General features: G+C 72.2%; 25 protein-coding genes, 1 pseudogene and 1 riboswitch. Of the genes and pseudogenes, 16 read left to right on the top strand and 10 right to left on the bottom strand.

Translation table 11 applies throughout. The features are described 5' to 3' along the window. Positions 1–513: 513 nt before the first annotated feature. From OG625_RS28260 to OG625_RS28250, 3 genes are read right to left on the bottom strand one after another with little or no spacing between them, the layout of a single operon-like run. Positions 514–1,143: a TetR/AcrR family transcriptional regulator gene (locus OG625_RS28260; RefSeq protein WP_329386604.1), complete on the bottom strand. Its 630-nt coding sequence runs from the start codon at positions 1,141–1,143 to the stop codon at positions 514–516. Positions 1,144–1,172: 29 nt separating this feature from the next. Further along, positions 1,173–3,260, bottom strand: a complete 2,088-nt coding sequence (locus OG625_RS28255; RefSeq protein ID WP_329386602.1) for a YhgE/Pip domain-containing protein — start codon at positions 3,258–3,260, stop codon at positions 1,173–1,175. After that, complete coding sequence (locus tag OG625_RS28250; protein WP_329386600.1) at positions 3,232–4,080, bottom strand: ATP-binding cassette domain-containing protein; 849 nt, start codon at positions 4,078–4,080, stop codon at positions 3,232–3,234. Before OG625_RS28250 ends, OG625_RS28255 begins: the two co-directional genes overlap by 29 nt. 192 nt (positions 4,081–4,272) lie before the next feature. On the opposite strand from OG625_RS28250, the gene OG625_RS28245 reads away from it, so the two are divergent. From OG625_RS28245 to OG625_RS28225, 5 genes are all read left to right on the top strand, one after another. Further along, positions 4,273–4,767, top strand: coding sequence for an SAV_6107 family HEPN domain-containing protein (locus OG625_RS28245; protein WP_329386598.1), 495 nt, complete (start codon positions 4,273–4,275; stop codon positions 4,765–4,767). A gap of 88 nt (positions 4,768–4,855) precedes the next feature. Continuing rightward, entirely contained in the window at positions 4,856–5,614 is a 759-nt protein-coding gene (locus tag OG625_RS28240; protein ID WP_329386596.1) for a class I SAM-dependent methyltransferase, read from the top strand. Positions 5,615–5,902: 288 nt separating this feature from the next. Further along, the gene (locus tag OG625_RS28235; protein ID WP_189736243.1) at positions 5,903–6,304 is read left to right on the top strand and encodes a DUF3040 domain-containing protein; all 402 of its coding nucleotides are present in this window, start codon (positions 5,903–5,905) and stop codon (positions 6,302–6,304) included. Between the two features lie 159 nt (positions 6,305–6,463). Then, positions 6,464–7,093, top strand: a complete 630-nt coding sequence (locus OG625_RS28230; RefSeq protein ID WP_329386592.1) for a DUF4126 domain-containing protein — start codon at positions 6,464–6,466, stop codon at positions 7,091–7,093. A gap of 23 nt (positions 7,094–7,116) precedes the next feature. After that, on the top strand, positions 7,117–8,541 hold the full coding sequence (locus OG625_RS28225; protein WP_329386590.1) for a phytoene desaturase family protein: 1,425 nt from the start codon (positions 7,117–7,119) through the stop codon (positions 8,539–8,541). Between the two features lie 52 nt (positions 8,542–8,593). Here OG625_RS28225 and OG625_RS28220 read toward each other — a convergent pair whose 3' ends face one another. The 5 genes from OG625_RS28220 to OG625_RS28200 all read right to left on the bottom strand — a co-directional run bounded on the left by OG625_RS28220 (position 8,594) and on the right by OG625_RS28200 (position 13,150). Next, complete coding sequence (locus OG625_RS28220; protein ID WP_329386587.1) at positions 8,594–9,484, bottom strand: hypothetical protein; 891 nt, start codon at positions 9,482–9,484, stop codon at positions 8,594–8,596. A 42-nt stretch (positions 9,485–9,526) separates the two neighbouring features. Then, positions 9,527–10,441, bottom strand: coding sequence for a methylenetetrahydrofolate reductase [NAD(P)H] (gene metF, locus OG625_RS28215; RefSeq protein WP_329386585.1), 915 nt, complete (start codon positions 10,439–10,441; stop codon positions 9,527–9,529). Positions 10,442–10,520: 79 nt separating this feature from the next. Beyond that, positions 10,521–11,159 (bottom strand): thiamine phosphate synthase, encoded by a 639-nt coding sequence (gene thiE, locus OG625_RS28210; RefSeq protein ID WP_329386583.1) that lies wholly within the window; start codon positions 11,157–11,159, stop codon positions 10,521–10,523. A 103-nt stretch (positions 11,160–11,262) separates the two neighbouring features. Beyond that, the gene (locus tag OG625_RS28205; RefSeq protein ID WP_329386581.1) at positions 11,263–11,628 is read right to left on the bottom strand and encodes an Rv2175c family DNA-binding protein; all 366 of its coding nucleotides are present in this window, start codon (positions 11,626–11,628) and stop codon (positions 11,263–11,265) included. Between the two features lie 301 nt (positions 11,629–11,929). Beyond that, positions 11,930–13,150 (bottom strand): NAD(P)/FAD-dependent oxidoreductase, encoded by a 1,221-nt coding sequence (locus OG625_RS28200; RefSeq protein WP_329386579.1) that lies wholly within the window; start codon positions 13,148–13,150, stop codon positions 11,930–11,932. 81 nt (positions 13,151–13,231) lie between these two features. Further along, a riboswitch (TPP riboswitch) is annotated at positions 13,232–13,343 on the top strand. On the opposite strand from OG625_RS28200, the gene thiO reads away from it, so the two are divergent. The 5 genes and pseudogenes from thiO to OG625_RS28175 all read left to right on the top strand — a co-directional run bounded on the left by thiO (position 13,341) and on the right by OG625_RS28175 (position 17,222). Continuing rightward, positions 13,341–14,522 carry a glycine oxidase ThiO gene (gene thiO, locus OG625_RS28195; RefSeq protein WP_329386577.1) on the top strand — a complete coding sequence of 394 codons (1,182 nt, stop codon included), beginning with the start codon at positions 13,341–13,343 and terminating at the stop codon, positions 14,520–14,522. Its footprint overlaps the riboswitch before it by 3 nt. Beyond that, positions 14,519–14,719 (top strand): sulfur carrier protein ThiS, encoded by a 201-nt coding sequence (thiS, locus tag OG625_RS28190; RefSeq protein ID WP_329386574.1) that lies wholly within the window; start codon positions 14,519–14,521, stop codon positions 14,717–14,719. The genes thiO and thiS overlap by 4 nt, the downstream gene beginning before the upstream one ends. A 5-nt stretch (positions 14,720–14,724) precedes the next feature. Further along, positions 14,725–15,519, top strand: a complete 795-nt coding sequence (locus tag OG625_RS28185; RefSeq protein WP_329386572.1) for a thiazole synthase — start codon at positions 14,725–14,727, stop codon at positions 15,517–15,519. Positions 15,520–16,250: 731 nt separating this feature from the next. Next, positions 16,251–16,376 (top strand): annotated as a pseudogene (locus tag OG625_RS28180) (GntR family transcriptional regulator); the annotation flags it as partial. 45 nt (positions 16,377–16,421) lie between these two features. Continuing rightward, positions 16,422–17,222 carry a HEAT repeat domain-containing protein gene (locus OG625_RS28175; RefSeq protein WP_329386569.1) on the top strand — a complete coding sequence of 267 codons (801 nt, stop codon included), beginning with the start codon at positions 16,422–16,424 and terminating at the stop codon, positions 17,220–17,222. A 255-nt stretch (positions 17,223–17,477) separates the two neighbouring features. Here the strand turns inward: OG625_RS28175 and OG625_RS28170 are convergent, their stop codons facing one another. Further along, positions 17,478–18,101, bottom strand: coding sequence for a TetR/AcrR family transcriptional regulator (locus OG625_RS28170; RefSeq protein ID WP_443067787.1), 624 nt, complete (start codon positions 18,099–18,101; stop codon positions 17,478–17,480). Positions 18,102–18,179: 78 nt separating this feature from the next. On the opposite strand from OG625_RS28170, the gene OG625_RS28165 reads away from it, so the two are divergent. The 6 genes from OG625_RS28165 to OG625_RS28140 all read left to right on the top strand — a co-directional run bounded on the left by OG625_RS28165 (position 18,180) and on the right by OG625_RS28140 (position 23,870). Further along, on the top strand, positions 18,180–18,953 hold the full coding sequence (locus tag OG625_RS28165; RefSeq protein WP_329391024.1) for an SDR family oxidoreductase: 774 nt from the start codon (positions 18,180–18,182) through the stop codon (positions 18,951–18,953). Between the two features lie 77 nt (positions 18,954–19,030). Further along, positions 19,031–19,525, top strand: coding sequence for a hypothetical protein (locus tag OG625_RS28160; protein ID WP_329386565.1), 495 nt, complete (start codon positions 19,031–19,033; stop codon positions 19,523–19,525). 2 nt (positions 19,526–19,527) lie between these two features. Continuing rightward, positions 19,528–20,037, top strand: coding sequence for a hypothetical protein (locus tag OG625_RS28155; protein WP_329386563.1), 510 nt, complete (start codon positions 19,528–19,530; stop codon positions 20,035–20,037). Positions 20,038–20,421: 384 nt separating this feature from the next. Continuing rightward, on the top strand, positions 20,422–22,344 hold the full coding sequence (gene pknB / locus OG625_RS28150; protein ID WP_329386561.1) for a Stk1 family PASTA domain-containing Ser/Thr kinase: 1,923 nt from the start codon (positions 20,422–20,424) through the stop codon (positions 22,342–22,344). A 9-nt stretch (positions 22,345–22,353) separates the two neighbouring features. Then, entirely contained in the window at positions 22,354–23,211 is an 858-nt protein-coding gene (locus OG625_RS28145; RefSeq protein ID WP_329391021.1) for a deoxyribonuclease IV, read from the top strand. 89 nt (positions 23,212–23,300) lie between these two features. Further along, positions 23,301–23,870 (top strand): DUF4396 domain-containing protein, encoded by a 570-nt coding sequence (locus OG625_RS28140; protein ID WP_329386559.1) that lies wholly within the window; start codon positions 23,301–23,303, stop codon positions 23,868–23,870. 21 nt (positions 23,871–23,891) lie between these two features. Here OG625_RS28140 and OG625_RS28135 read toward each other — a convergent pair whose 3' ends face one another. Next, on the bottom strand, positions 23,892–24,524 hold the full coding sequence (locus tag OG625_RS28135) for a sulfite oxidase-like oxidoreductase (protein ID WP_329386557.1): 633 nt from the start codon (positions 24,522–24,524) through the stop codon (positions 23,892–23,894). Positions 24,525–24,751: the final 227 nt, after the last annotated feature.

Below are 24,751 nucleotides of genomic sequence, written 5' to 3'. Positions count from 1 at the left end.
GGCTCCGCCCCCAGACCCTCCCCCAGCTACCGCTGGGGTTGCCCCCAGCTCCTCAAACGCCGGCGAGGCTGAATCTCCAGCCCGTCCGGCGTTTGAGGACCGGGGTCCGGGGCGGAGCCCCGTTCTTTGAGCCGCACTGAGCAACCGGCATCTGCCGGATCCAGCCCCGCCGGCGTTTGAGGCGCCGGGTCCGGGGCGGAGCCCCGGGAGCGGCGCCGCACCCGGCCACCCGCGGACGCGAAAAGGCGGCGAGGCTCGATCCCCCCGAGCCCCGCCGCCTCACCTCACCCCGTAAACGGACGAGGAGGCACCCGGTCCGCTCCGCAGCCCCGTGTCGGCGGTGCGGACCGGGTCTCCCGTTCGTCGCCCCCAGTCTGGCGTCCGCGCAGGTGGGGGCCCATCCGTGCACGTACTCATTTCCGCGTCTAGGTACGGATACTCAGTGCCGCGCCCGGCAGGCCCCACCAGTTGTACGGGCTCCTCGTCCCGCGCGGACACCGCCGACCGGGGGTCTTACCGCCCGCTGACCCGGCCCCGCAGCAGCAGTGACAGCGCCGAGTGGACGTCGTCCAGGGACCGCTCGCTCTGGAAGGACTGCCAGTCCAGCGCGGCGACCAGCACCATCCCGACCAGCGCCGCCGCCGTCAGCGGCACGTCGATCTCCGCGCTCAGCTCACCCCGCTCGACGCCCTCCCGCAGCACCTTCTCCACCACGGCGACCGCCTCCTGCCGGACCACCATCAGCGTGGACTGCCAGGTCCGGTTGGTGCGCCACAGCTCGGCGACGTACAGCTGTGTGAAGGCCGGGTAGCGGTCGATGAAGACGAGGCCGGCCCGGATCATCCCGTCGAGGGCCTCGACCCGCGTGCCGCCCCGCGCCTCGGTCGACTCCGCCGCCTCCCGCAGTGACGCGGTCAGCAGTCCGACGCCGTGCCGCAGGAGCTCCTCGAAGAGGTCGTTCTTGCTCGCGAAGTTGTAGTAGACGGTGCCCTTCGCGACGCCCGCCCGTTCGGCGATCTCGTCGACGGTGGTGGCCGAGAAGCCCTGCTCCGCGATGAGCGTCACCGCCGCCTCGTAGAGCTTCTGCCGGGTGGCCTGGCGTCGGCCGCCGCCGCCCGCGCTTGTACCGGTGCTGCGTTCCATGGCGCTGATTCTCACAGGTCAACAGCTCTCTACAGGCTCAGTTCGGGGTGCAGCCGGTCCATGGTCCACACCTGCTTGCCGCGCGCGGCGAGCGCGGTGAGCGCCAGCGCGCCCGCCGTGAAGGCCACCAGGACCGCGGAGCCCTGCCAGACCGCGGTGAGCGGGCCGCCGCTGATCAGGTGGCGCAGGCTCTCGACGACGTACGACATCGGCAGGTACGGGTGGATGGCGTTGAAGAAGCCGGGGCTGGTCTGGACGGGGTACGTCCCGCCCGCGGAGGTCAGCTGGAGCATCAGGACGGCGAGGACGAGGATCCGGCCGGCCGCGCCGAACTTGGCGTTGAGCCACTGCACGATCGCCGCGAAACAGCCCGTGACCAGCAGCAGGAAGCCGACGGTGAGGGCCGGGTGGGCCATCTCCAGGCCGAGGCCCCAGTGCAGTACGGACATCAGTGCGCCCACCTGCGCCGCGCCGAGGGCCGCCACGGGCAGCCAGCCGGCGAGGGCGATCCGCCAGGGCGAGGCGCCTGCCGCCAGGGCCCGCTTGTTGAGCGGGGCGATCAGCATGTAGGCGACCATCGCGCCGACCCAGAGGGAGAGCGGGATGAAGTAAGGGGCGAAGCCGGTGCCGTAGTTGGGCGCCTTGTGCAGGGATTGGTTGGCGAGCCGGATCGGGTCGGCCATGACCTCGGTGCGGGCGTCGCGCTGCTGCTCGTCGTAGTCCGGGATCTTGGTGACGCCCTCGTGCAGGCCGTCGGCGAGGGCACCGTTGCCGTCGACGAGCTTGTAGATGCCGCCGTTCAGGTTGTGCGCGCCGTCGCCGATCTTGCCGACGCCCTCGCCGATGGCGGCGGAGCCGTCGGTGGCCTTGCCCAGGCCGGCGTGGAGCTGGGCCATGCCGGTGGCAACCTTGTGGGCGCCGTCGTTGAGGGCCTTGACGTCCGCGACGGCCTGGTCGAGCTTGCCGGCGAGGCCGGGGGCGCCGACGGCGAGCTTGCGGGCCTGCTTCTCCAGGTCGGTGAGTTGCTTGCGCAGGGCGGCCAGGTCGCCGTTGGAGTCCTTGACCAGGGTGTCGACGTCCCCGGTGAGCAGGGCGGCCTCGGCGGCGGCGTCCTTCAGCTTCTTCATGTCGGCGCAGGCGGCGGGCAGCGGCTTGGGGGCCGAACCGGTGCAGGTGCGGGTGTAGGTGTCGGCGGCGAGGACGGCGGCCTGCTTGCTGACCTTGGCGGCGGCCGGGACCTTCTTGCCGAAGGTGTCGAGGTGGTTGTTGACGACCTTGGCGGTGTCCGCGACGAGGACGGCCGCGTCGGCGAGCTGCTTGGGGTTGTCCAGGTAGGGGCGGACCTGGCCTGCGGTGCCGTTGACCTTGTCCGCGACCTGCTGGGTGCCGGCGGCGATGTCCTTCGTACCGGTCGCCAGCTTGGCCGCCGCCGAGTTGAGCTTCTTCAGCCCGCCGGTGAGCTCGCCGTTCTTCTCCTCGACGGTGTCGAGCCCGTCGGCGATCTCCTTGGCGCCCTGCTGGGCCTTGCTCGCGCCGTCCTTGAGCTTGTCGGCGCCGTCGGCGGCCTCGGCGGTCTTGTCGTGGAGGTCGGAGAAGGACACGAAGATCTTGTCGAGGAAGCCGCGGGAGGTGTTGGTGGACGCCGCCGAGCGGACCTCGGAGAAGACGGTGCGGGAGATCGAGCCGACGATGTAGTTGTTGGCGTCGTTCGTGTGGACCTGGAGCGCGCCGGCGGCGGGGTCCTCGCCGGAGCTGGAGGCGATCTTCTCGCTGAAGTCGGCGGGCATGGTGAGGGACAGGTAGTACGTCCCGTTCTCCAGTCCCTTGGCGGCCTCCTCGGCACTGACCTCGTGCCAGTCGAAGGTCTTGCTGTCGTGGAGCTTCTTGGTGATCTCGTCGCCGGCGGTGATGCGCTCGCCTTCGACACTGGCGCCCTTGTCGGAGTTGACCAGGGCGACGGGCACCTTGTCGAGGCGGCTGTACGGGTCCCAGAAGGACCAGAGGTACAGGGCCCCGTAGAGCAGCGGCAGCAGGAGCAGTGCGACGAGAGCGGCCCGGGGCAGCTTCCCCCGCCCGAACCGCTTCAGCTCAAGCGCGGCCAGCTTCGGCGAGCGCATCGTCCGCCCCCTTCGTGTCTTCGTCGGTGTGGTCGTTGGTGCCGGTGTCGGCGTCGGCGTCGGTGCCGGTGTCGGCGTCCCTGTCCGTGTCCGTGTCCGCTGGGTCCGCGGGCTCCGCGGTGTCGGGCGGGCAGGTCCGCAGGACGGTGGCGTCCGCCGGGGCCTCGCTGCACACCGCGAGGACGGTGGTGCCCGCTGCGGCGATCCGGCGGAGCAGGGCCCAGGCCTCTTCGCGTTCGGCGTCCGAGAGCTTGAGGTCGAGGTCGTCCAGGGCCAGCAGCCGTGGGGCACCCAGCAGGGCGATGGCCACGGACAGCCGTACGGACTCCAGTCGTTCGAGGTCCCGTACAGAGGTCCGCGGGCCCTTCGGCAGCGCGGCGAGGTCCAGTCCCGCGACGGCCAGCGCGGCGTCGATGCGGGCCGCGGTCGCGGCGCCGCGCTCGGCGCGGGGGCGCAGCAGGGCGCGGACGGAGCCTTCGTAGCGGCGCTGGAGCAGGGCGCCCTCGCGCAGTTGCTCGGCGACGGTGAGGGCCTGGTCGAGCTCGTTGACCCCGGTGACCGGGCCGAGCGCGGCGATCCGGCGGACCGCGGTCATCCGCTTCGGCAGCCGGTGGCGGCCGACCTCGGCATGCCCCTCGGTCGCCTTCATCCGTCCGGTGAGGGCGAGGAGCAGGCAGGTGCGGCCGCTGCCGGAGGGGCCTTCGACCGCGATGAGCGAGCCGGGCGCCGCGTCGACGCCGATTCCACGGAAGGCCCAGCCGCGCGGGCCCTTGAGTCCGAAGTTCTCGGCTTTGACGGCCGCGCCGTGCGGGCTGTCCACGCCGTCCCCCTTCTTTTTGAACTGACCGGTCAGTTCAAAAACTAGCATCCCTTTGCGCACCGGCGGTGCAGGAGGGGGCAGTTGCCCGGCTTGTCACTGCAAAAGCGCAGGTCAGCGGGATTGTCAGTGGGGCCGGTCACGATGGGGACAAGGCAGAAACGCACCGTGCAACGCAACGACAGGAGGTTCGTCATGGCCACACCGTCCCCGTCCCCTGTCCATCCCGTCCCGCGCAGGTCGGCGGCTCCGCCGGCAGCGCTCGACCTGCTCGAAAAGGCCCGCGGCGGCCTGGCCGAGGCGGCTCGGCTGACCAGGCCCAACGAGCGGTACGCCACCGCGCACCTCGCCGCGCTGCGCACCGCCGCGGCCGTGCTCGCAGCGCGCGGCCGGCCCGAGCCGGTCAACCCGCGGCGGCGGCCCCGGATCCGCAGCGCGTGGGAGGTGCTCCCGGAGATAGCGCCGGAGCTCGCCGAGTGGAGCGCGCTCTTCGCCTCCGGTGCGGCGCGGCGGGCCAGGGCCGAGGCGGGGATAGCGGGCGCGGCGAGCAGCCGGGAGGCGGACGATCTGGTGCGTGCGGCCTCGATGTTCCTGCGCCTGGTGGAGCGGATGCTCGCCCTCCGGCCGCTGGCGCAGACCCTCCCGGGGCCCTTGCCGGGGCCGCGTCCGGAGCGTCCGGACGCGGGATGAGCTGCCGGGCTGCCGAAGGCAATAGGGTGGGGCCGGGTGGGGCACTGACCGCTCCCCCCTTCCCTAGCGCGCCGAGGAGCCATCAGTCGTGTCGGACAATTCCCGCCCCCGCGCCTCCCTTCGCACCGCCGTGGTGTGGGAGGTCCTCAAGGAGGCCCTCGACCGCCGGGTGAAGGCGACCGGGCGGGATGTGCTGGACGTGCTCGACACCGGGGGCGGCACCGGCAAGTTCGCCGTGCCGGTGGCCCACCTGGGCCACCGGGTCACCGTGGTCGACCCCAGCCCGAACGCACTGTTCGGGCTGGAGCGCCGGGTGTCCGAGGCCGGTCTCGCCGACCTGGTCCGCGGTGTCCAGGGCGACGCCCAGGGCCTGTTGGAGGTCGTCGAGCGCGATTCGTACGACGTCGTGCTCTGCCACGGCGTGCTGGAGTACGTGGACGACCCGGCCGAGGGCGTGGCCAACGCGGTGGCCGCTCTGCGCCCCGGCGGCACGCTCAGCCTGCTGGCCGCCGGCCTCGGCGGGGCCGTGCTCGCCCGCGCGCTGGCCGGCCACTTCACGGAGGCCCGGACCGCCCTCACCGACCCGGCCGGCCGCTGGGGCAGCGGCGACCCGGTGCCGCGCCGCTTCACCGCCGAACAGCTTTCCGAGCTGGTCGGCGGGGCCGGTCTGGCGGTCGGCGCGGTGCACGGCGTGCGGATCTTCGCCGACCTCGTCCCGGGCGTCCTGGTGGACACCGAGCCGGGCGCGGTGGAGGCACTGCTGCGCCTGGAGGAGGCCGCGGCGGAGCTCCCCGCCTTCCACGCCGTCGCCACGCAGCTGCACGTACTGGGTGAGAAGCAGGCTTGATCTGCGATCTTCCGCGCATGGAGTCGGCCACACACCCTCCGCTATGGCGTTCGGCCCCGTATGATCGGGTGACCGACCGGCATGGCGGACGGATCATTGGGGAATAACCGCCTCAGTGGCCGCTCACAGGCCGTGTGGCCAGTGCAGCTTTTGAAGAAGTGCAGTTTCCGGCAGTGCATTTTTAGGAACGTGGCGTAGAGGGCGGGTATCACGGGGGCGGTTCCCCGCCTATCCTGAAGGGGACCCCTGGTCGCTACCCCCCGCGACCGACGGATGAGGAGGACTCCCGTGCCGCTCTCGGAGCACGAGCAGCGAATGCTCGAGCAGATGGAGCGAGCGCTGTACGCCGAAGATCCCAAGTTCGCGACAGCGCTTGAGGGAAGCGGACTGCGTACGTACACCCGGCGACGGGTCTACCAGGCAGTCGCAGGCATTGTGGTGGGTATCGCGCTCCTCATGACCGGTGTGATCATTCCGAACGTGCTCTGGATCAGCGTGGTGGGCTTCCTCGTCATGCTGGGATGTACGGTTCTCGTGGTCACCGGTTGGCGCAAGGCACCCAAGCCTGGCGAGCAGCCCGTCTCCGGCAGTACAGGCGGTTCGGCCCACGGCCGCAACCGGCAGCGTCGGTCGATGATGACCCGCATCGAGGAACGGTGGCAGCGCCGCCGTGACGAGCAGGGGCAGTAGCACCAGCCCCGGAACAACGTGAACGAGGGGACGGCCGCCGCCCGGTGGCCGTCCCCTCGTCGTTGCGCCTGCCGCTCCCCACAGGTCCCGATCCCGGTTCCGCCTCTGTTCCGACCAGGTTCCGCCCCGTTCCGCCCCCGGCTGCGGCATGATGATCAGGTGAGTGTGCTCCCCCTGGTCTTCACCAGCGGCTGGGCCAGTGGGATCAACGCATACGCCGTGGTCCTCCTGCTCGGCATCTTCGGCGCGACCGGCCTGACCGACGAGGTCCCCGAGTCGCTGCAACGCACCGACGTGCTGATCGTCGCCGGCGTGCTGTTCCTCTGCGAGGCGGTCGCCGACAAGATCCCGTTCGTGGACTCGATATGGGACTCGGTCCACACCGTGATCCGGCCCGTGTCCGGCGCGGCCGTGGGGGCCCTGCTGGCCGGTCAGAGCGGTTCGCTCTCCGACATCGCCGCCGGTGCCATCGGCGGCTCCACCGCGCTGGCCAGCCATTTCGTCAAGGCCGGCACCCGGATGGCGATCAACACCTCGCCCGAACCGTTCAGCAACATCGTGGCGAGCACGGCCGAGGACCTCGGCGTGGGCGTCATCGTCACCTTCGCGATGTTCAACCCCGAGGCCGCCGCGATCATCGCGGCCGTCCTGCTGGCCGCCGGCCTGGCCCTGCTGATCTTCCTCTGGTCCCGGATCCGCCGCTTCCTGCGCCGACGCGCCCAACGCCACGAGGAGAAGCGGCTGGCCGCCGAGGCCCGTGAGGCCACCGGGGCCCCGCCACCCCGCTGATCCGGCTCGATAGGCTCGGCCGCATGGCACGAATTGCGGTGATCGGCGCCGGGATGGGCGCGATGGCGACGGCGGCCCGGCTGGCCGTGGCGGGGCACCATGTGACGGTGTACGAGCGCGGGGCGACGTACGGCGGGGCGCTCGGTCGGTACGAGCGCGAGGGCTTCGCCTTCGACACCGGGCCCGGCCTGCTCCACCTGCCCGCCGTCTACCGCGACCTGTTCGTGAAGACCGGCAAGCGGTCCCTGGAGGACTGCGTGGACCTGGTCCAGGTGGACCCGGCCGTCCGGCACGTCCTTCCCCACCACGGCGTCGACGTCACCCTGCCGGGCGCCTCCCGCGGCGGAGTCGCCGCCGCCCTCGACGCCGCCTTCGGCCCGGGTTCGGGCGAGCGCTGGAACGCCGTGCTGGGCCGCGCCCGGGACGCCTGGGACGCCACCCGCCGCCCGCTGCTGGAGGAGCCGCTGCGTGCGGGCGAGGCCCGGCGGGTGCTGGGCGCCGACCCCTACCCCGCCCTGCGCAAGAGCGGACTGCTGCGCCGCCGGACCCCGACCCTCGCCGAGATCGCCGGGCGGGAGCTGGGCGGCGGCGGGCTCGGGGAGCTGCTGACCGGCCTGGTGCGCTCGTACGGGATCGACCCCGCGACCGCGCCCGGCTCCGCGGCCGTGCTCCCGTACATGGAGCAGACCTTCGGCAGCTGGTACGTGCGCGGCGGGATGCGGGCCCTGGCCACCGCCGTGTACGAGCGGTGCCTGGAGCGGAAGGTCGCCTTCGTCTTCGGCGCCGAGGTACGGGAGGTAATGGCGCCCGCCGGCCGGGCGTCCGGGCTGCTGCTGGCCGACGGCACCGAGGTGGAGGCCGACTCCGTCGTCTGCGGGATCGACCCGCGGCGGCTGCCGGCCCGGTCCCTGCCGTGGCCCCCGGAGTCGCTCCCGGCCCGCGGGGAGGGCGTACCGAGCCGGGTCACCCTCCTGCTGGCGCTGCGCGGGGCCCGCCCGGCCGACGCCGTCCACCGCACGCTGGTCCACGCCGGGGGTGCCGGCGTCACCGTGATGCGTCCCGACGACCCCGCCACCCGGCCGGACGCGGACCACGAGGCGGTCACCGTGAGCGCCGTGTGCGGGGCGGAGGCACCCGGGGCCGGGGAGCTGCTGGAGCTCGCCGGGAAGGCCGTCCCCGGGCTGCGGGAGCGGCTGTTGTGGCACGAGGTGCGCACCCCGGCCGACGTCGAGGCCGCCACGGGCGCGGTGGGCGGCGCGGTGCCCCCGCCCGCCCTCGCGGGGACCGGGGGTCGGCTGCTCTACCCGGCCAACGCCACGGCCGTGCCCGGCCTGTACCTGGCGGGCGGCTGGGCGCACCCCGGCGGCGGGCTTCCGCACGCCGGGATGACCGGGGCGCTGGTGGCCGGACTGATCGTGGAGGGCGCGGAGTTCCGCGGCTCCCAGTAGCCCGCCCGCGCCGCCGCAGCGGCCCGAGCGGCCCCGGCGGGCCCGGCGGCCCTCAGTAGCGGTACTGCTCGTACTCGCCGGTGCCCTGGGAGGGATACGGGTAGCCCTGCTGCTGGTCCTCCGCCGGGTACGGCTGTCCGTACTCGTCGGTGGTCCGCTGCTGGGGGACCCACACCCCGCCGGGCGGGGTGTCCATGGCGTACTGCTGCTGCCCGTGGTCGGCGTACGGGGCGTAGCCCCCGTAGGGATCGCCGTTCGGCGGTACGACCGCGCCGCCGGTGCCGATGTACGGGTCCGAGTAGGCGGCGTAGACCTGCTGCTGCTCGCCCGTCGGGTAGCCGTTGGAGTAGTCGTAGCCGCCCTGGCCGCCCTGGGACTGCGAGGGGTCGTAGTACGCGGCGTACTGGTGGGCGTCCTGCTCGGGCGTGCCGAACGGCGAGGCGAAGGCCGCCGTCTGCGTGGGGTCGGGGCCGGGCTGCGCGGGGACGAAGCTCTGGATCCCGTAGGACCCGGTGTCCTCGGGCACGGGCTCCGTGCTGTAGACCTCCCGGTCCCCGTCCCGGTCCCGGCCCTGGCTCTGACCGTGGCCGCTCTGGCCCTCGTACTCCAGGTCGGTGACCTGGAGCGACGGGTCCTGGTGCGCCGGACCCCCGGAGCGGCGGCGCCGGGACTGCCGTACGGGTTCCCCGCCGCGGCGCAGCGCCCAGCCGGCCACGAAGCCCTTGCGGAAGGAGAGCGTCACGAGCGTCTGACCCAGGGCGAACATGGCCGCGCCGGCTCCGATGACCAGCACCGACGGCAGCATCACCCCGGCGACCACGCCGAGGAAGCCGGCGAAGGCGAGCAGGCGCCAGCGGAGCCGGGCCTTGTACTGCATCAGGACCTCGGCGAGCAACCACAGCGCGACGATGCCGAACGCGATGTAGAGGACCGTCATTCCCATGCGTGGCACCTCTCGGTACGGCCGCCCATGGCGTACGGCCGGTCAGGCCCGCTGGTGCAGGCCCAGGTTCTCGTAGATTTCGAGAGTCGCCGTGGAGTTGTTCAGCGTGATGAAGTGCAGCCCCGGCACACCCTCGGACAGCAGCCGCGCGCAGAACTCCGTGGCGAACTCGATGCCAATGGAGCGTACAGCGGCCGGGTCGTCCTTGACCGCGAGCATGCGCTCTTTCACGTCCGCGGGGAAGACCGCGTTGCTGAGTTGGGGCAGTCGGTCGAGCTGCTTGATGGCCACAACAGGCATGACCTCGGGGATGATCGGCGTTTCGCAGCCCGCCTTCGCGACGCCGTCGCGCAGCCTCAGATAATTCTCCGGATCGAAGAACATCTGGGTGATGGCGTAGTCGGCGCCGGCGCGGCACTTGTCCACGAAGTGCCGGATGTCCGTGTCCCAGTCCGACGACCGGGGGTGCATCTCGGGGAAGGCCGCGACGCCGACGCAGAAGTCCCCGGACTCCTTGACGAGGCGGACCAGGTCGGCCGCGTAGTGCACGCCCTCGGGGTGCGGCACCCAGTCGCCCATGGGGTTGCCCGGCGGGTCTCCGCGCACGACGAGCATGTTGCGGATGCCGGCGTCCGCGAACTGCCCGATGACGTTGCGCAGCTCGGCGACCGAGTGGTCGACCGCGGTCAGGTGCGCGACCGGGGTCAGGGTGGTGTCCGAGGCGATCTGCTCGGTGGCCTTGACGGTGCCGCCGCGGGTGGAGCCGCCGGCTCCGTAGGTCACGGAGACGAAGCTCGGGGATACCGCCTCGATCCGGCGCAGCGCGTTCCAGAGGTTGCGTTCGCCCTTCTCGGTCTTCGGAGCCCAGAACTCGAAGGAGTAGGAGCGCCCGGACACGAGGAGGTCGCGGACCGTGTGTGCACGGTCCGACCAGGTGGAAGCGGTACCAGAGGCCATACGGGCAGGTTAGACGCGGTGCGGCGCAGCTCGAAGCGGTGTCCGTCCATTGGACACCTTTTTGGACACCTGCCGGCTCCTAGCCGAGGCGGGCCCGAACCCTCTTCGCCAGATCGGCGGCGGCCGCGCCCGGGTCGGAGGCCTCGGTGAGCGCGCGGACGACCACCACGCGGGTGGCTCCGGCGTCGAGCACTTCGTCCAGGTTCGTGGCGTCGATGCCGCCGATGGCGAACCAGGGACGGTCCTGCTGCAGGGAGGCCGCGTACCGGACGAGCCCGAGGCCGGGGGCGTAACGGCCGGGCTTGGTGGGGGTGGGCCAGCAGGGGCCGGTGCAGAAGTAGTCCACTCCGGGCTCGGCGACGGCCGCGTCGACCTCGGCCTCGCCGTGGCAGGAGCGGCCGATGAGCACGCCCCCGCCGAGGATGGCGCGGGCGGCGGGGACGGGGATGTCCCCCTGGCCGAGGTGCAGGACGTCGGAGCCGATGGCGTGGGCGACGTCGGCGCGGTCGTTCACGGCGAGCAGCTTGCCGTGCCGGCGGGCGGCCTCGGCGAACACCTGGAGGTGCTCGAGCTCCTCCCCGGCTTCCATGCCCTTGTCCCGGAGCTGGACGATGTCCACGCCGCCGGCCAGCACGGCGTCCAGGAAGTCGGGGAGGTCACCCTGCTTCTTGCGGGCGTCCGTGCACAGGTAGAGCCGGGCGTCGGACAGCTGCTGCATGGGTGTACCCCCCGTGATGGAGGCGGTGTACGGGCCCACGCGGCCCGTACACCGCGGTGGAGCGGAATGCGGATCAGGTCGATCAGCCGATCAGCTGATCAGGTCAGAGGGCGAGCGCCTGAGCGCGGCGCTTCACCTCCGTGCCGCGATTCTCGCTCAGCGCCTGCGCGGGGGTGCCGGGCAGGGTGGGGTCCGGGGTGAACATCCACTCCAGGATCTCCTCGTCGGAGAAGCCGTCGTCGCGGAGCACGGTCAGCAGGCCGACCAGGCCCTTGACGACCTTGTCTCCGTCGAGGAAGGGCGCGGGCACCTGGAGGGAGCGGTTCTCGCCGCGGCGCACGGCGAGCAGCTGACCCTCCTTGACCATCTGGCGGACCCGGGTCACCTCGATGTCGAGCATCTCCGCGATGTCGGGGAGGTACAGCCATGAGGGGACAAGGGCATCGATCTTTGCGTCAATCTGGGTCACAGCCCCAAGCCTGCCATCTCGGCTCCGCCGCCGGTACCTGAGCCGCCCCGTCCGGGTCGCGCCCCCCTCCTGGGGCTCCGCCTCAGCCCCCGCGCCTCAAACGCCGGCGGGGCTGGAATTGCCCGGCTCAGCCAGGCGGACGGCAGCAGCCAAATCCAGCCCGTCCGGCGTTTGAGGACCGGGTCCGGGCAGAGCCCGGCTGGGGGTCCCCCCGGACGGAGTCTGGGGGATGGTGGAAGGGCGGGTAGGGGACAGGCTCCGCGCAGCGGCCCCCGACCCCGCCCCACACGCTCCGGCGCCGCTAGGCCACGGCCGACTTCAGCGGAACCGCCGGGTCGGAGACCTTGGCGGGATCAACCGCCACCCCCGTCTCGATCAGCTTCCGCCCCTGCGCCAGATCCCGCGGCCGGCCAACGGCCAGCACGGCAACCAGCGCACCGCCCCGCACCCAGCACACCGACCAGGCCGCCCCGCCCGGATCGCCCCGCCACAGCAGCTCGTCCGCCCCGCCGTGATGCCCGGCGTACTGGACGAACCGCCCGAACTGCTCGGACCAGAAGTACGGGACGGGGTCGTAGACCTGCTCGGGCTCCCCCGCCAGGATGTTCGCCGCGACCGCCCGCGGCCCCTGCAGCGCGTTGTCCCAGTGGTGCACCAGCAGCCGCGTCCCGTACCTCCCCGAGGGGAAGCTCGCGCAGTCCCCGACCGCATACACCCCCCGCACGGACGTACGCAGGTACGCGTCAGCCGTGACCGACCCGTCCGGCCCGAGCTCCACTCCGGTCCCGGCCAGCCACCCCGTGGCGGGCCGGGCCCCGATGCCCACCACCACCGCGCCGGCCGGGAACGCGCGGCCGTCCGCCAGCAGCACCCGGCCCTCCTCGACCCCCGCGACCTTCGCGCCGGTGATCAGCTCCGCCCCGGCCTCCGCGTACCAGCGCCCCATCGGCGCGGCCACCTCCTCCGGCAGCGCCCCCGCCAGCACCCGGTCGGCGGCCTCGACCACGGTCACCGCGCAGCCCGCCTCCCGGGCCGCGGTGGCGAACTCGGCGCCGATCCAGCCCGCCCCGACGACCACGACCGAGGGGGCCGCCGCCAGGACCGGCCGCAGCCGGGCCGCGTCGTCGAGGGTGCGCAGCAGGTGCACGCCCGGGACGCCCTCGGTCCCCGGCAGGGTCAGCGGTTCGGCTCCGGTGGCCAGCACGAGGGTCTCGTACGGGACCGGGCCCGCCTCGGTGTCCAGCTCGTGCTCGGCGGCCCGCAGCCCGGTGACCTCGGTGCCGAGCCTGAGCTCGATGCCGAGCCCCTCGAAGTCGACGTCGAAGGCGGAGTCCTCGGCCTTGCCGAGCAGGACCGCCTTGGACAGCGGGGGTCGGTCGTAGGGCTGGTGCGGTTCGGCGCCCAGCAGGGTCACGGGGCCGGTGAAGCCCTGCTCCCGGAGGGCGACCGCGGTCTGCACGCCGGCCATTCCGGCGCCGACGATCACGACGCCGCTCTGATTCTTATCCGTCTGCTCGCTCACCCGGCCACCCTAATCATCTGACGGTCCGTCAGGAATAGGTGCCGCCTTACCGGCCGTCGACGGCCGGGTTAGTCTGGCCACCGTACCTATCGCGGGAGTCCGGCGCACCGGGCTGAGAGGGAGGCTGGACGGCCTCCGACCGTACGAACCTGATCCGGGTCATGCCGGCGAAGGGAGGGGCTGGACGCCCATGCACTCATCTCGAACGGGACCCGAATCGGGATCCGACGTCCTCGTCATCGGGGGTGGGATCATCGGCCTGGTCACCGCCTGGCGGGCCGCCGCACTCGGCCTGCGCACCGCGCTGGCCGACCCGGCTCCCGGCGGCGGCGCCGCCCAGGTCGCGGCCGGCATGCTCGCCCCCGTCACCGAGCTCCACTACGGCGAAGAGGCCCTGCTCGGCCTCGGCCTCGCCTCCGCGGAGCGCTATCCGGAGTTCGCCGCCGAGCTCGCCGAAGCCAGCGGCGGCATGGACATCGGCTACCGCGCCTGCGGCACCCTCGCCGTCGCCCTCGACTCCGACGACCGGCTCCACCTGCGCGAACTCCACGCCCTGCAGCGCCGCTGCGGCCTGGAGTCCGAGTGGCTGACCGGCCGCGAGTGCCGCCGTCTGGAGCCGATGCTGGCACCCGGCGTCCGCGGCGGCCTGCGCGTGGAGGGCGACCACCAGGTCGACCCGCGCCGGCTCGCGGCCGCCCTGCTGGCCGCCTGCGAGCGGGCGGGGGTGATCATCCACCGGGCGAACGCGGAACGGCTCCTGGTCACCGCCGACCGCGCGGCCGGCGCCGTACTCGACGACGGTACGGAGCTGCGCGCGCGCCAGGTGGTCCTGGCCGCGGGCTCGCTGAGCGGCAGGCTGCCCGGCGTACCGCCCGAGGCGGCGGTACCGGTCCGCCCCGTGAAGGGGCAGGTCCTGCGGCTGTCGGTGCCGCCGGCGTACGCACCGTTCCTCTCCCGGACCGTACGGGCGGTCGTCCGCGGCAGCCACGTCTACCTGGTGCCGCGCGAGAACGGCGAGCTCGTCCTCGGCGCCACCAGCGAGGAGCTCGGCTGGGACACCACCGTCACCGCCGGCGGGGTCTACGAACTCCTGCGCGACGCCCACGAGCTGGTGCCCGGCATCACCGAACTCCCCCTGGTGGAAACCCGGGCGGGCCTGCGCCCCGGCTCCCCGGACAACGCCCCGCTGCTCGGCCCGACCGAGCTGCCGGGCCTCCACCTGGCCACCGGCCACTACCGCAACGGGGTTCTCCTCACCCCCCTCACCGGCGATGTGATGGCGGAGCTGCTGACGACCGGCGAACTACCGCCGGTCGCGCGCCCCTTCACCCCCCGCCGGTTCTCCGCCGCACGTCAGGAGTCCTACGCATGACCATCTCCGTCAACGGCGAGCCGCGCGAGGTCGCGGCCGGCACCACCCTCGACGCGGTGGTCGCGACCCTGACCGCCGCCCCCTCCGGAGTCGCCGCCGCGCTCAACGAGACCGTGGTCCCGCGCGGACAGTGGCCGGTCACCTCCCTCGGCGACGGCGACCGGGTCGAGATCCTCACCGCGGTCCAGGGAGGCTGAACGACATGGCAGACGACCTCTTCACCCTCGGCGGCCGCACCTTCTCCTCCCGCCTGATCATGGGCACGGGCGGCGCCCCGAGCCTGGACGTCCTGGAGCGCGCCCTGGTCGCGTCGGGCACCGAGCTCACCACCGTCGCGATGCGCCGCCTGGACCCGACGGTCCAGGGCTCCGTCCTCTCGGTCCTCACGAAACTCGGCATCTCCGTCCTCCCCAACACCGCGGGCTGCTTCACCGCCGGCGAGGCCGTCCTGACGGCGCGCCTCGCCCGGGAGGCCCTGGGCACGGACTGGATCAAACTGGAGGTCGTAGCGGACGAGCGCACCCTCCTCCCCGACGGCATCGAACTCCTCGACGCAGCCGAGACCCTCGTCGACGAGGGCTTCACCGTCCTCCCCTACACCAACGACGACCCGGTGCTGGCGCGCAAGCTGGAGGACGTGGGCTGCGCGGCGATCATGCCGCTCGGCTCTCCCATCGGCTCGGGCATGGGCATCCGCAACCCGCACAACTTCGAGCTGATCACGGAACGCGCGGGCGTCCCCGTCATCCTCGACGCGGGCGCAGGCACGGCGTCGGACGTGGCCCTGGCCATGGAACTCGGCTGCGCGGCGGTCATGCTCGCCTCGGCGGTCACCCGCGCCCAGTCCCCCGCCCTCATGGCGGCGGCCATGCGCGACGCCGTCTCGGCGGGCCGCCTGGCCCACCGCGCGGGCCGCATCCCCCAACGCCGCTTCGCGGAAGCCTCGTCCCCCACGGAGGGGCGGGCTGCGCTGGACCCGGAGCGGCCGGCGTTCTGAGGGGGCGGCGGTACGGGTCCACGCGCGCGGGACTTCTCCCCCCTCGGGCCCCGCTCCGAGCCGGCGTTTGCCCACCCGCCCCCTCGGGGGTGGGGCCGGGCAGTCCCGTCCTGTGCGGCGGAATCGAGGGACGGCAGGGTCCGAGCCGACCGGAATCAGAGAAGGCTTGGGGGGTTTCCCGTCAGTCCCATCGTCCTTCCGTGTCGTGACGGCCTGTCAAGGGCGCTCCTCCTTCGTCGTCGCGTCGCTGCGCGATGGCCTTCGGCCACCCTTGACAGACCGTCCCGCCACGGAAAAACGAAGACTGCCGGGAAACCCCCAAAAGAACGGGCCGGGGGACAAAGGAAAGGGGCGGGGCGGTCGGGGATGTCCGGCCCTGCTTCGGCAGGGGGCAGGCCCCAGCCCGGGCCCGCCCCCTCGGGCTCCGGGCCGGGCAGTCGGCCAGCCCTCGCCAAACAGCGACCACAAGCACCCCAGCCCCCGACAGGCGCCACCAATCGCTACGCGCTCCTCGACGACGGCGTCCGCCGCCCGTCTTGGGCTGGTACCCGCACCAAACAGCGACCAGGAGCACATCAGCACCCGACAGGCGCGACAGATCGCTACGCGCTCCTCACATCTCGGCGCCCGACGGCCGTCTGGGGCTGATCGGTTCTCGCAGCCGCGCTGGACGGCGCGGAGGATCACGTCGTCCAGCTGACCGCTTCGACGTTGTGGATCGCGGTGGTGAATTCATGGGCACACCGGTCATCCAGATCGTCCGCACCGCGTGCGCCGAGGGCGGGCGGGCCGTCGAGGTCAACGAGATGACCCTGGACTCTGCTTCCTACGTGCTGGAGTACGACTTCGACGCCTGACCCGAAGCGCTCCGGCGGACCCTCGGTCACCTAGCATTCCCGGTCATGGCGATGTTCGTGCACTTGACGTCGGCCGCGAACGCGCCGCGCATCCGACGGTCAGGGATCCGCGCGGCCGGCGGGCAGGGCGGTGCCCGCGGGGTGTACTGCTTCCCGGTGCTGCCGTCGCACACCCTCACTCACCAATGGCTGCGTGAGCTGGCCCGTTTCGGCAGTCGGGGAGGGCTTGTCGCCGTCCACGTGCGACTGGACGACGCCCAGCAGGTGCTGGTCGGGCGCTACACCGACCGGGCGCGGGGCTCCCAGGCCGCCGTTCCCGCGGCCGAGGCGGTGCGGCGGATCGCGGCGCTGGACGACCCACGCGGGTGGGAGGTGTTCGTACCTCGGGCGATCCGGCCGCGCGAGGTCCACCGGATCCGTACCGCGCCACAGGTGGTGGGCTGGCGCTACCAGCCGGACGCGCACGGCTCACCTCCCTGCACCTGCTTCGGGTGCCGGGTGCGCGGCGGCTACGGGGCGCGACGCCTGCGCGAGCGGTTGCCGCATCCGCTGGACGGACCGCCGCCCCCAGCCAGGGTCCTCCTCGCCCGGGTCACAGCGGCCGGGGCCCCCGGCGACCCGGTCGCGCTGCGGGAGACATTGCACTGGTTCGGCATGCGCCGACGGGGCCCGCTCGCCCAGCTGACCCACCTCGCCGCCCACCCCGACCCCGGGGTGCGGGAGGAGCTGGTGTGGGCGGTCGCCCGCTGGTCCACCCCTGGAGTCGCCGAGCTCCTGGACTCTCTCGCCGAGGACCCGCACTCCGACGTCCGGGAGGCGGTGGAGGCGGTCCGTGCGGAGGAGTGATGGCCCTCTCGGAGAGTGGGGTTTAGGGCATCAGCCCCAGGCGGCCGCAGAACGCCGAGATCCGCCCGCCGCACTGTCTGGCCGCAGGTTGCCTCCACTGACCATGCGGCCGCCAACCGGCCTTCGACCGTCGAAGGCGCTCGTGCACCGGCCCCCGTTCGCACGGACCCGCGACACCTTCATGGCGCGGCTCGGCGGGCTCGCCGGGCGCTGCACGGCTGCGACGTCGCTTGCCGGTCGGAGTGGGTGACCTGATCAGGGGTGCGTTGTCGGCCAGGCAGTCAGTGCCAGTTCGGCTGCTGCGGCCAGTTGGTGGGCGGTTGCACCATCTTGGGCTCGCTGCGAGAGTCCCTGGAGGACTGTCGCGAAGTAGTCGGCCAGGGCCCGGGGGCTGGCCTCGGCGGGCAGCTCTCCGGCCTGCTGCGCCTCCCGTAGCCGGGCCTCGAAGCCGTCCACGTTCTTGTTGCGCAGATCACGGAGGAATACGCGTACCCCCGCATCCTGCGGAGTGACGTTGGTGGCGGCGCTGATGGCCAGGCAGCCGGCCGGGTGTGCGGGGTCCGGGTAGATGACTGCGGCCTCCCGGAGGATGCGTGCGAACGCCCCGTACGCGGTGGACTCCTCGCGGAGCGCCACGCCCGCGAAGCTGCCGACAGGTGACTGGCCGTAGGCGTTGACCACTTCCTCGAACAAGGACTTCTTGTCCCGGAAGGCGGCGTACAGGCTGCCTGAGCGGATCCCCATCGCCTCGGTCAGCTCGCCGATGGAAACGCCTTCGTAGCCTCGCTCCCAGAACAGACGCGTGGCCACGGTCAGTGCTGCTGCGCGGTCGAAGGTGCGCGGGCGGCCGCGCTTGGGGGTGTCAGCCATGCGCCACATTTTAGAGTGCTCGACCAAGAAATCGTGCTAACTTCCTTCTTGGTCGATCACTCAACAAATGAAAGAGGGGCAACCAGCATGGGTTCGCGGCGACTTGAAGGAAAGATCGCGCTGGTCACCGGCGGCAGCAGGGGCATAGGGCGAGCTGTCGCGGAGCGGCTTGCCCAGGACGGCGCTGTTGTCGCACTGACCTACGCCCGCGATGAGAGCGCGGCACACGACGTCGTGGCGCGCATCCGCAAAGACGGCGGACGGGCCTTCGCCCTCCACGCGGAGCTGGGCCGGCGCGGCGACGCCGCAGCCTTGTGGTCGGCCTTCGACGCCCAGATTCCCCACCACGCGCCCGCGCAAGTCGTCGACATCATCGTCAACAACGCCGGTATGGGACGAAGCGCGGACCTGGCGTCACTTACCGAGGACGGCTTCGACGAGGTCTTCGCTGTGAATGTGCGAGCACCGTTCTTCATCGTGCAAGAGGGACTGAAGCGACTGCGCGACGCCGGCCGGATCATCAACATCTCCAGCGGCGCGGCCCACCTCGCCATGCCGGAGGCCATCGCCTACGGCGCGACGAAGAGCGCCCTGGACAACTTCACCCTCAACCTTGCCAAGGAGCTGGGAGCCCGGGGCATCACAGCGAACTCGGTCGCCCCAGGGATCATCGACACGGACGTCAATGCGGGCTGGCTGCGCGGCAACCCGCAGGCCGAAGCCCACGCGGCGTCCCTGGCCGCGCTGGGCCGGGTCGGCCGGCCGGAAGACGTGGCCGACATCGTGGCCTTCCTCGCCTCGGACGACGCGCGCTGGGTCACCGGCAAGGTGATCGACGCGACCGGAGGCTCCGGGCTGTGAGTCTTCTCCCTTGGGCGGGAGCACCCGTCGGTGGCCTCCCGCCCGAGGGAACTCGCCGGCGGGAAGGAGGAACCTGCATGCCGACACCAGTACCAGTCCCCATCACATTCCGGCTGCCCGACGGCTGGCTCCCTGCCCGCCCGGAAACCGTCGGCCCAGGAATCGCGTTCGCCTCGGTGCATCCGCACCCGGACGCCGGATTCGCTGCCGACATCACGCTGGACGGAGACATTCCGCCCGAAGGGACGACGCTGGCCGAACTCGCCGCCGAGTCCACCCGGCGCATGGCCGCCCTTGCCGAATCGGTGACGGTCACCAGCCTCCACGAGTTCGGCAGCGCGGACGCTCCCACCCTCACCCAGCGGCTGACGTTCACGACGCTCGCAGGCGGAGTGCGGCGCGACCTGGTCCAGTCCCAGGTCTACCTCTCACTGGTCGATACTGAGGAACCGCGCAAGTGCGGGGTGATGCGGCCGGCCCTCACTGCCACCGCAACCCAGCACGCACACGTCGTAGGTGACTTCCGGCGACTCCTGCGAAGCGTACGGCCGACTACGGAGAAGGAGGCGTAGGCATGGGCTACCTGTGGGACAGATGGACGGGCACCCGGCACGCCGAGCCGGGAACCCGGGTCCTGCCGACGCAGCAACTGCGAGACGCGCTGCTCGCGCTGAACGACTCCGGGGTCCCCTTCCGCATTCGGGAGACCGGCGTCGGCGGTGCGGACCTCGTAGCGGAATGGCGTGTCCTCGAACCGGCCACGGGCATTGGACTGACACGCCGGCAGGTGGACCGGACGCTCAAGGTCTGGCTGTCCCTCAGGCCTCGGGAGCGCGAGGTGCGTGCCATCGACGAACAGTTCGAAGTAACCCGCGCGGGCGCACCACCCGGCCGGGTCGTGGCTCGGGCGCAGGGCCGCGGACCCATTCGCGGGATGCGGAAGCGGTGGGTCTACGAGAAGGGGCCCGACGGCCGCAGACACAAGGTCGTGACGTTCGAATTCGACTCGCGGCAGCTGAAGAACCCCCTGCGGACGACGGTCCTGCAAGCCGGCTGGACCTGGCGTGGTGTCTACAGGTTCTGACATCCCGTACGAACTCCGCTCGGTCGGCCGCATCCAGCAGCTTCCGTGTCACCACGAGGCGCCCGGTCAAGGTGGCGGTGTCGCTGCGAACCCGTTGTTGTTTCGATCTTGGGGCCTTGCGGTTCGAACAGGGTTCTGAGAAATGGGGAGCGCGTCGCGAAGGCTGGGGTGCTGCTGATCGCTGTTTGGCGGTGGCCGGCCGCCTGCCCGGTTCGGGGAGCGGCCTGGAGGCCCGGGCCAAGGCCCGCCCCTACACCCCCGACCCCGCCCCGCAGGGGTGGGGCCCCCGCGCGTGAGCCCCGTACGCCCCCGCCCACGTCACAGGTGGGCTGCAAGCCACCCCGCCCCGGCCGAGCGCAGCGGACCGGCTCGTAGAATCGGCGGGTGGATACGACCCTGGATGACCCCCTCGTCGGGCGCGTGCTCGACGGCCGCTACCGCGTGGACGCCCGCATCGCGGCCGGTGGCATGGCCACGGTCTACCGGGCCGTCGACACCCGGCTCGACCGCGTCCTCGCGCTCAAGGTGATGCACCCGGCGCTCGCCGCCGACGCCGCCTTCGTCGACCGGTTCATCCGGGAGGCGAGGTCCGTGGCCCGGCTGGCCCACCCCAACGTGGTCGCCGTCTTCGACCAGGGCACGGACGGGCCGTACGTCTTCCTCGCCATGGAGTACGTGTCCGGCTGCACCCTGCGCGACGTGCTCCGCGAGCGCGGCGCGCTCCGGCCGCGCGCCGCGCTCGACATCCTCGAACCGGTGCTCGCCGCCCTCGGCGCCGCCCACCGGGCCGGGTTCGTGCACCGGGACATGAAGCCCGAGAACGTCCTCATCGGCGACGACGGCCGGGTCAAGGTCGCCGACTTCGGTCTGGTCCGCTCCGTGGACTCCGTGACGAACACCACCGGCTCGGTCCTCGGCACGGTGTCCTACCTGGCCCCCGAGCAGATCGAGAGCGGGGTCGCCGACACCCGCGTGGACGTCTACGCCTGCGGTGTCGTCCTGTACGAGATGCTCACCGGCGCCAAGCCCCACACCGGCGGCACCCCCGCCCAGGTCCTGTACCAGCACCTCAACGAGGACGTGCCGCCCCCTTCGGCCGCCGTCCCCGGGCTGGCAGTCGGCCTCGACGAGCTCGTCGCGCAGGCCACCGCCCGCAACCCCGAGCTGCGCCCGTACGACGCCGCCGCCCTGCTCGGCCTCGTCCGCGAGGCCCGTGCGCTGCTCGGCGACGCCGAGCTGGACGCCGTACCGCCGCAGGCGCGGGCCGAGGAGCGGTCGTCTGCCGAGGACCGCACCGGGGTGATCCCGCGCCCGGTGGTCACGCACCCGCCCGCGCACCAGCCCGTGCACCACACGTCCCGCCTGGAGATGCCTCCGCCTCCTGCGCCGCCGACGCACCGGCCGGCCGCGGCCCGTCTGCCCCGCCGCGGTGTGCTCCTCGTCATCGCCGGGCTGCTGCTCACCCTCGGCCTCGGTACCGGTGTCTGGTACATCAGCTCCGGGCAGTTCACGAAGGTCCCCAACCTCCTCGGCAAGACGGAGTCCGAGGCCCGCGCCCAGCTGTCGGCGGCCGGTCTCGGGGTGAAGGGCGTCGACCGGAAGTTCAGCGACGCCTTCGACCGCGGGACCGTGATGAACACCGACCCGCCGGGCGGCAAGCGCATCCGCGGCAACGGCGCCGTGACGATCACCATCTCCCGCGGCCCCCAGGTCATGGCCGTGCCCAACCTGAAGGGCCGCCCGCTGGAAGAGGCGAAGCAGGAGCTGACGAAGGCCGGACTGGCTCCCGGCATCGTCACGCAGGCCTTCAGCCAGGACATCGCCCAGGGCTCGGTGATCAGCACCGACCCGGCGGGCGGCGAGAAGCGGGCGCCGGACACGGCGGTCGCGCTCGTGGTCAGCAAGGGCCGCCCGGTGCCGATGCCGAGCGTGCTGGGGCTGCCCGTCGAGCAGGCGAAGGCGAGTCTGGAGGGTCTGGGCTTCAAGGTCGACACGGCCCCCGAGCAGGTCAACTCCCCCGCCGCGGCCGGTACGGTCGCCAATCAGTCGGTCGGCGCCGGCACCCAGGCCGCGGCCGGCGACACGGTCACGCTGACCGTCTCCAAGGGCCCCCGCCAGCTCCCGGTCCCGGGCGTGACGGGCCAGGAGGTGGACGCGGCCCGCAAGGCGCTGGAGGCCGCGGGCTTCAAGGTGAAGGTGGACCGGCCCTTCCTCTCCTTCAGCAACACCGTGGAGTCCCAGTCGGTACCGGCCGGGCAGAACGCCCCCGAGGGCAGCACGATCACCATCAAGACCAAGGGACTGTAAGCGGCAGTGATACGAAATCCAGTGGGCGGGCACGTCCCCGTGGCGGGCGGCCTCGCCTCGGTCGGCCTGACCTACGCCCGCGAGATGGGCGCCGAGGCCGTCCAGGTCTTCGTCGCCAATCCGCGCGGCTGGGCCACCCCGGTCGGCAATCCGGCGCAGGACGAGCGGTTCCGGGCGGAGTGCGCGGCGGAGTCCATCCCGGCGTACGTGCACGCGCCGTACCTGATCAACTTCGGCTCCCACACCGAGGCGACCGTGGAGAAGTCGGTGGAGTCCCTGCGCCACTCGCTGCGCCGCGGCCGGGAGATCGGCGCGCTGGGGGTGGTCGTGCACACCGGCTCGGCGACCGGAGGCCGCCCGCGCGAGGCGGCGTACGCGCAGGTCAGGGAGCACATGCTGCCGCTGCTGGACGAGCTGACGCACGAGGACGACCCGTTCCTGCTGCTGGAGTCCACGGCCGGGCAGGGTTCGTCGCTGTGCTCGACGGCCGAGGAGTTCGGCCCGTACTTCGAGGCGCTCGACCGGCATCCGATGCTCGGGATCTGCCTGGACACCTGCCACATCTTCGCGGCCGGTCACGACCTGGCGGAGCCCGGCGGCACCAAGCGGACCCTCGACCTGCTCGTGGACACGGTCGGCGAGGGCCGGCTGAAGCTGGTCCATGCGAACGACTCCAAAGAGGGCGTCGGCGCCCACAAGGACCGGCACGCCAACATCGGGCAGGGCCACATCGGCCGCGAGGCCTTCGCCGAGCTGTTCACGCACCCGGCGATGGAGGGCGTACCGCTGATCACCGAGACGCCCGGCGGCAAGGAAGGACATGCGGCGGACGTGGCGCTGCTGAAGGAGCTGCGCGGCCCTCAGTGATCCACTTACCTGAGGAATACCCCAGGGGGGTATACGGTTCTGTCGGATCGACGGAACCGCTACCCGGCATTTCCCATGAGGGGGTCGTCATGGAGCAGGCGCACGCACACCACGAGCACGGCGAGCACCACCAGCACGGCGAACACGAGCAGCACGGCGAACGCGAGCAGCACACCGGGCACGAGGGCCACGGCAGCCACACTGGCCACGCCGCCCACGGCAAGGTCAGCTGGGCCATGGCCGCCAAGGCCACCCTCCACTGCCTCACCGGATGCGCCATCGGCGAGGTGCTCGGCATGGTCATCGGTACCGCGCTCGGATGGGGGAACGTGCCCACCATGGTCCTGGCGATCGTGCTGGCGTTCTTCTTCGGCTACGCGCTCACCCTGCGCGGGATCCTCTCCGCCGGCGTTGACCTGCGTACGGCCATTCGGGTGGCTTTGGCCGCCGACACCCTTTCGATCGCCGTCATGGAACTGATCGACAACGGGGTGATCGCGCTGTGGCCCGGCGCGATGGACGCGCACCTGTCGTCGCCGCTGTTCTGGACGGTGCTCGCGATCGCGCTCGTGGCAGCCTTCGTGATCACGGTCCCGGTCAACAAGTGGATGATCGGTCGCGGCAAGGGCCACGCCGTGGTCCACCAGTACCACCACTGAGCAGTACGGCAGCAGCACTGCCTACAGCTCGGGCCCGTCCCCCGGCTCCTCCTGGTACGAGTAACGCTGCTCGCGCCAGGGGTCGCCGATGTTGTGGTAACCCCGCTCCTCCCAGAAGCCCCGGCGGTCGGCGGTCATGTACTCGACGCCGCGAACCCACTTGGGGCCCTTCCAGGCGTACAGGTGCGGGACCACGAGCCGCAGCGGGAAACCGTGCTCGGCGGTGAGGAGTTCGCCGCCCTCATGGGTGGCGAAGACGGTCCGCTCGGAAGCGAAGTCGGCCAGCCGCATGTTGGAGCTGAAGCCGTACTCGGCCCACACCATCACGTGCGTGACCTGCGGCGCGGGCGGCGCCAGGGCGAGGACGGTACGGGCGAGCACACCGCCCCATTCGGCGCCCCGCATGCTGAACTTCGTCACGCAGTGGAGGTCCGCCACCACCGAGTCGAACGGCAGGGCCGTGAACTCCTCGTGGTTCCAGCAGTGCTTCTCGCCGTCGGCCGTCGCGCCGAAGACGCGGAACTCCCAGCGCTCGGGCTTGAACTTGGGTACAGGCCCGTAGTGGGTGACCGGCCAGCCCCGCTGGAGCCGTTGCCCCGGAGGGAGCTCCGGCTGCTCTGCTCCCGGAGATTCCCGGCTTTCCGGCTGACCCATGACTCCATGGTGACAGACTTGCCGGGGTGGTCATGACCAGGTCCGGGCCGGGTCCGGGCGAGGTCCGGGCCAATGTGGGAGTCGATCCGGGCAAGTCGCGGCAACTCCCACTAAGGAGGCACTTACTGGACGCCCCCCAGCGGCGGTGCAAGGATGCGCGCACTCCCCCAGCTACCGCTGGGCGGTACCCCCAGCCCCGTCACATAGCTGACATTGCCTGGAAGGAG

This window comes from Streptomyces sp. NBC_01351 (assembly GCF_036237315.1).
Classification (GTDB): domain Bacteria; phylum Actinomycetota; class Actinomycetes; order Streptomycetales; family Streptomycetaceae; genus Streptomyces.
This window is presented reverse-complemented; position numbering and strand designations above follow the sequence as displayed.

Bases quoted from the DNA above. Each gene is read 5' to 3' on its own strand.
- OG625_RS28260 (WP_329386604.1), bottom strand. From the start codon at position 1,143: ATGGAACGCAGCACCGGTACAAGCGCGGGCGGCGGCGGCCGACGCCAG.
- OG625_RS28255 (WP_329386602.1), bottom strand. From the start codon at position 3,260: ATGCGCTCGCCGAAGCTGGCCGCGCTTGAGCTGAAGCGGTTCGGGCGG.
- OG625_RS28245 (WP_329386598.1), top strand. From the start codon at position 4,273: ATGGCCACACCGTCCCCGTCCCCTGTCCATCCCGTCCCGCGCAGGTCG.
- OG625_RS28225 (WP_329386590.1), top strand. From the start codon at position 7,117: ATGGCACGAATTGCGGTGATCGGCGCCGGGATGGGCGCGATGGCGACG.
- OG625_RS28220 (WP_329386587.1), bottom strand. From the start codon at position 9,484: ATGGGAATGACGGTCCTCTACATCGCGTTCGGCATCGTCGCGCTGTGG.
- metF (WP_329386585.1), bottom strand. From the start codon at position 10,441: ATGGCCTCTGGTACCGCTTCCACCTGGTCGGACCGTGCACACACGGTC.
- thiE (WP_329386583.1), bottom strand. From the start codon at position 11,159: ATGCAGCAGCTGTCCGACGCCCGGCTCTACCTGTGCACGGACGCCCGC.
- thiO (WP_329386577.1), top strand. From the start codon at position 13,341: ATGCACTCATCTCGAACGGGACCCGAATCGGGATCCGACGTCCTCGTC.
- thiS (WP_329386574.1), top strand. From the start codon at position 14,519: ATGACCATCTCCGTCAACGGCGAGCCGCGCGAGGTCGCGGCCGGCACC.
- OG625_RS28185 (WP_329386572.1), top strand. From the start codon at position 14,725: ATGGCAGACGACCTCTTCACCCTCGGCGGCCGCACCTTCTCCTCCCGC.
- OG625_RS28175 (WP_329386569.1), top strand. From the start codon at position 16,422: ATGGCGATGTTCGTGCACTTGACGTCGGCCGCGAACGCGCCGCGCATC.
- OG625_RS28170 (WP_443067787.1), bottom strand. From the start codon at position 18,101: ATGTGGCGCATGGCTGACACCCCCAAGCGCGGCCGCCCGCGCACCTTC.
- OG625_RS28165 (WP_329391024.1), top strand. From the start codon at position 18,180: ATGGGTTCGCGGCGACTTGAAGGAAAGATCGCGCTGGTCACCGGCGGC.
- OG625_RS28160 (WP_329386565.1), top strand. From the start codon at position 19,031: ATGCCGACACCAGTACCAGTCCCCATCACATTCCGGCTGCCCGACGGC.
- OG625_RS28155 (WP_329386563.1), top strand. From the start codon at position 19,528: ATGGGCTACCTGTGGGACAGATGGACGGGCACCCGGCACGCCGAGCCG.
- OG625_RS28140 (WP_329386559.1), top strand. From the start codon at position 23,301: ATGGAGCAGGCGCACGCACACCACGAGCACGGCGAGCACCACCAGCAC.
- OG625_RS28135 (WP_329386557.1), bottom strand. From the start codon at position 24,524: ATGGGTCAGCCGGAAAGCCGGGAATCTCCGGGAGCAGAGCAGCCGGAG.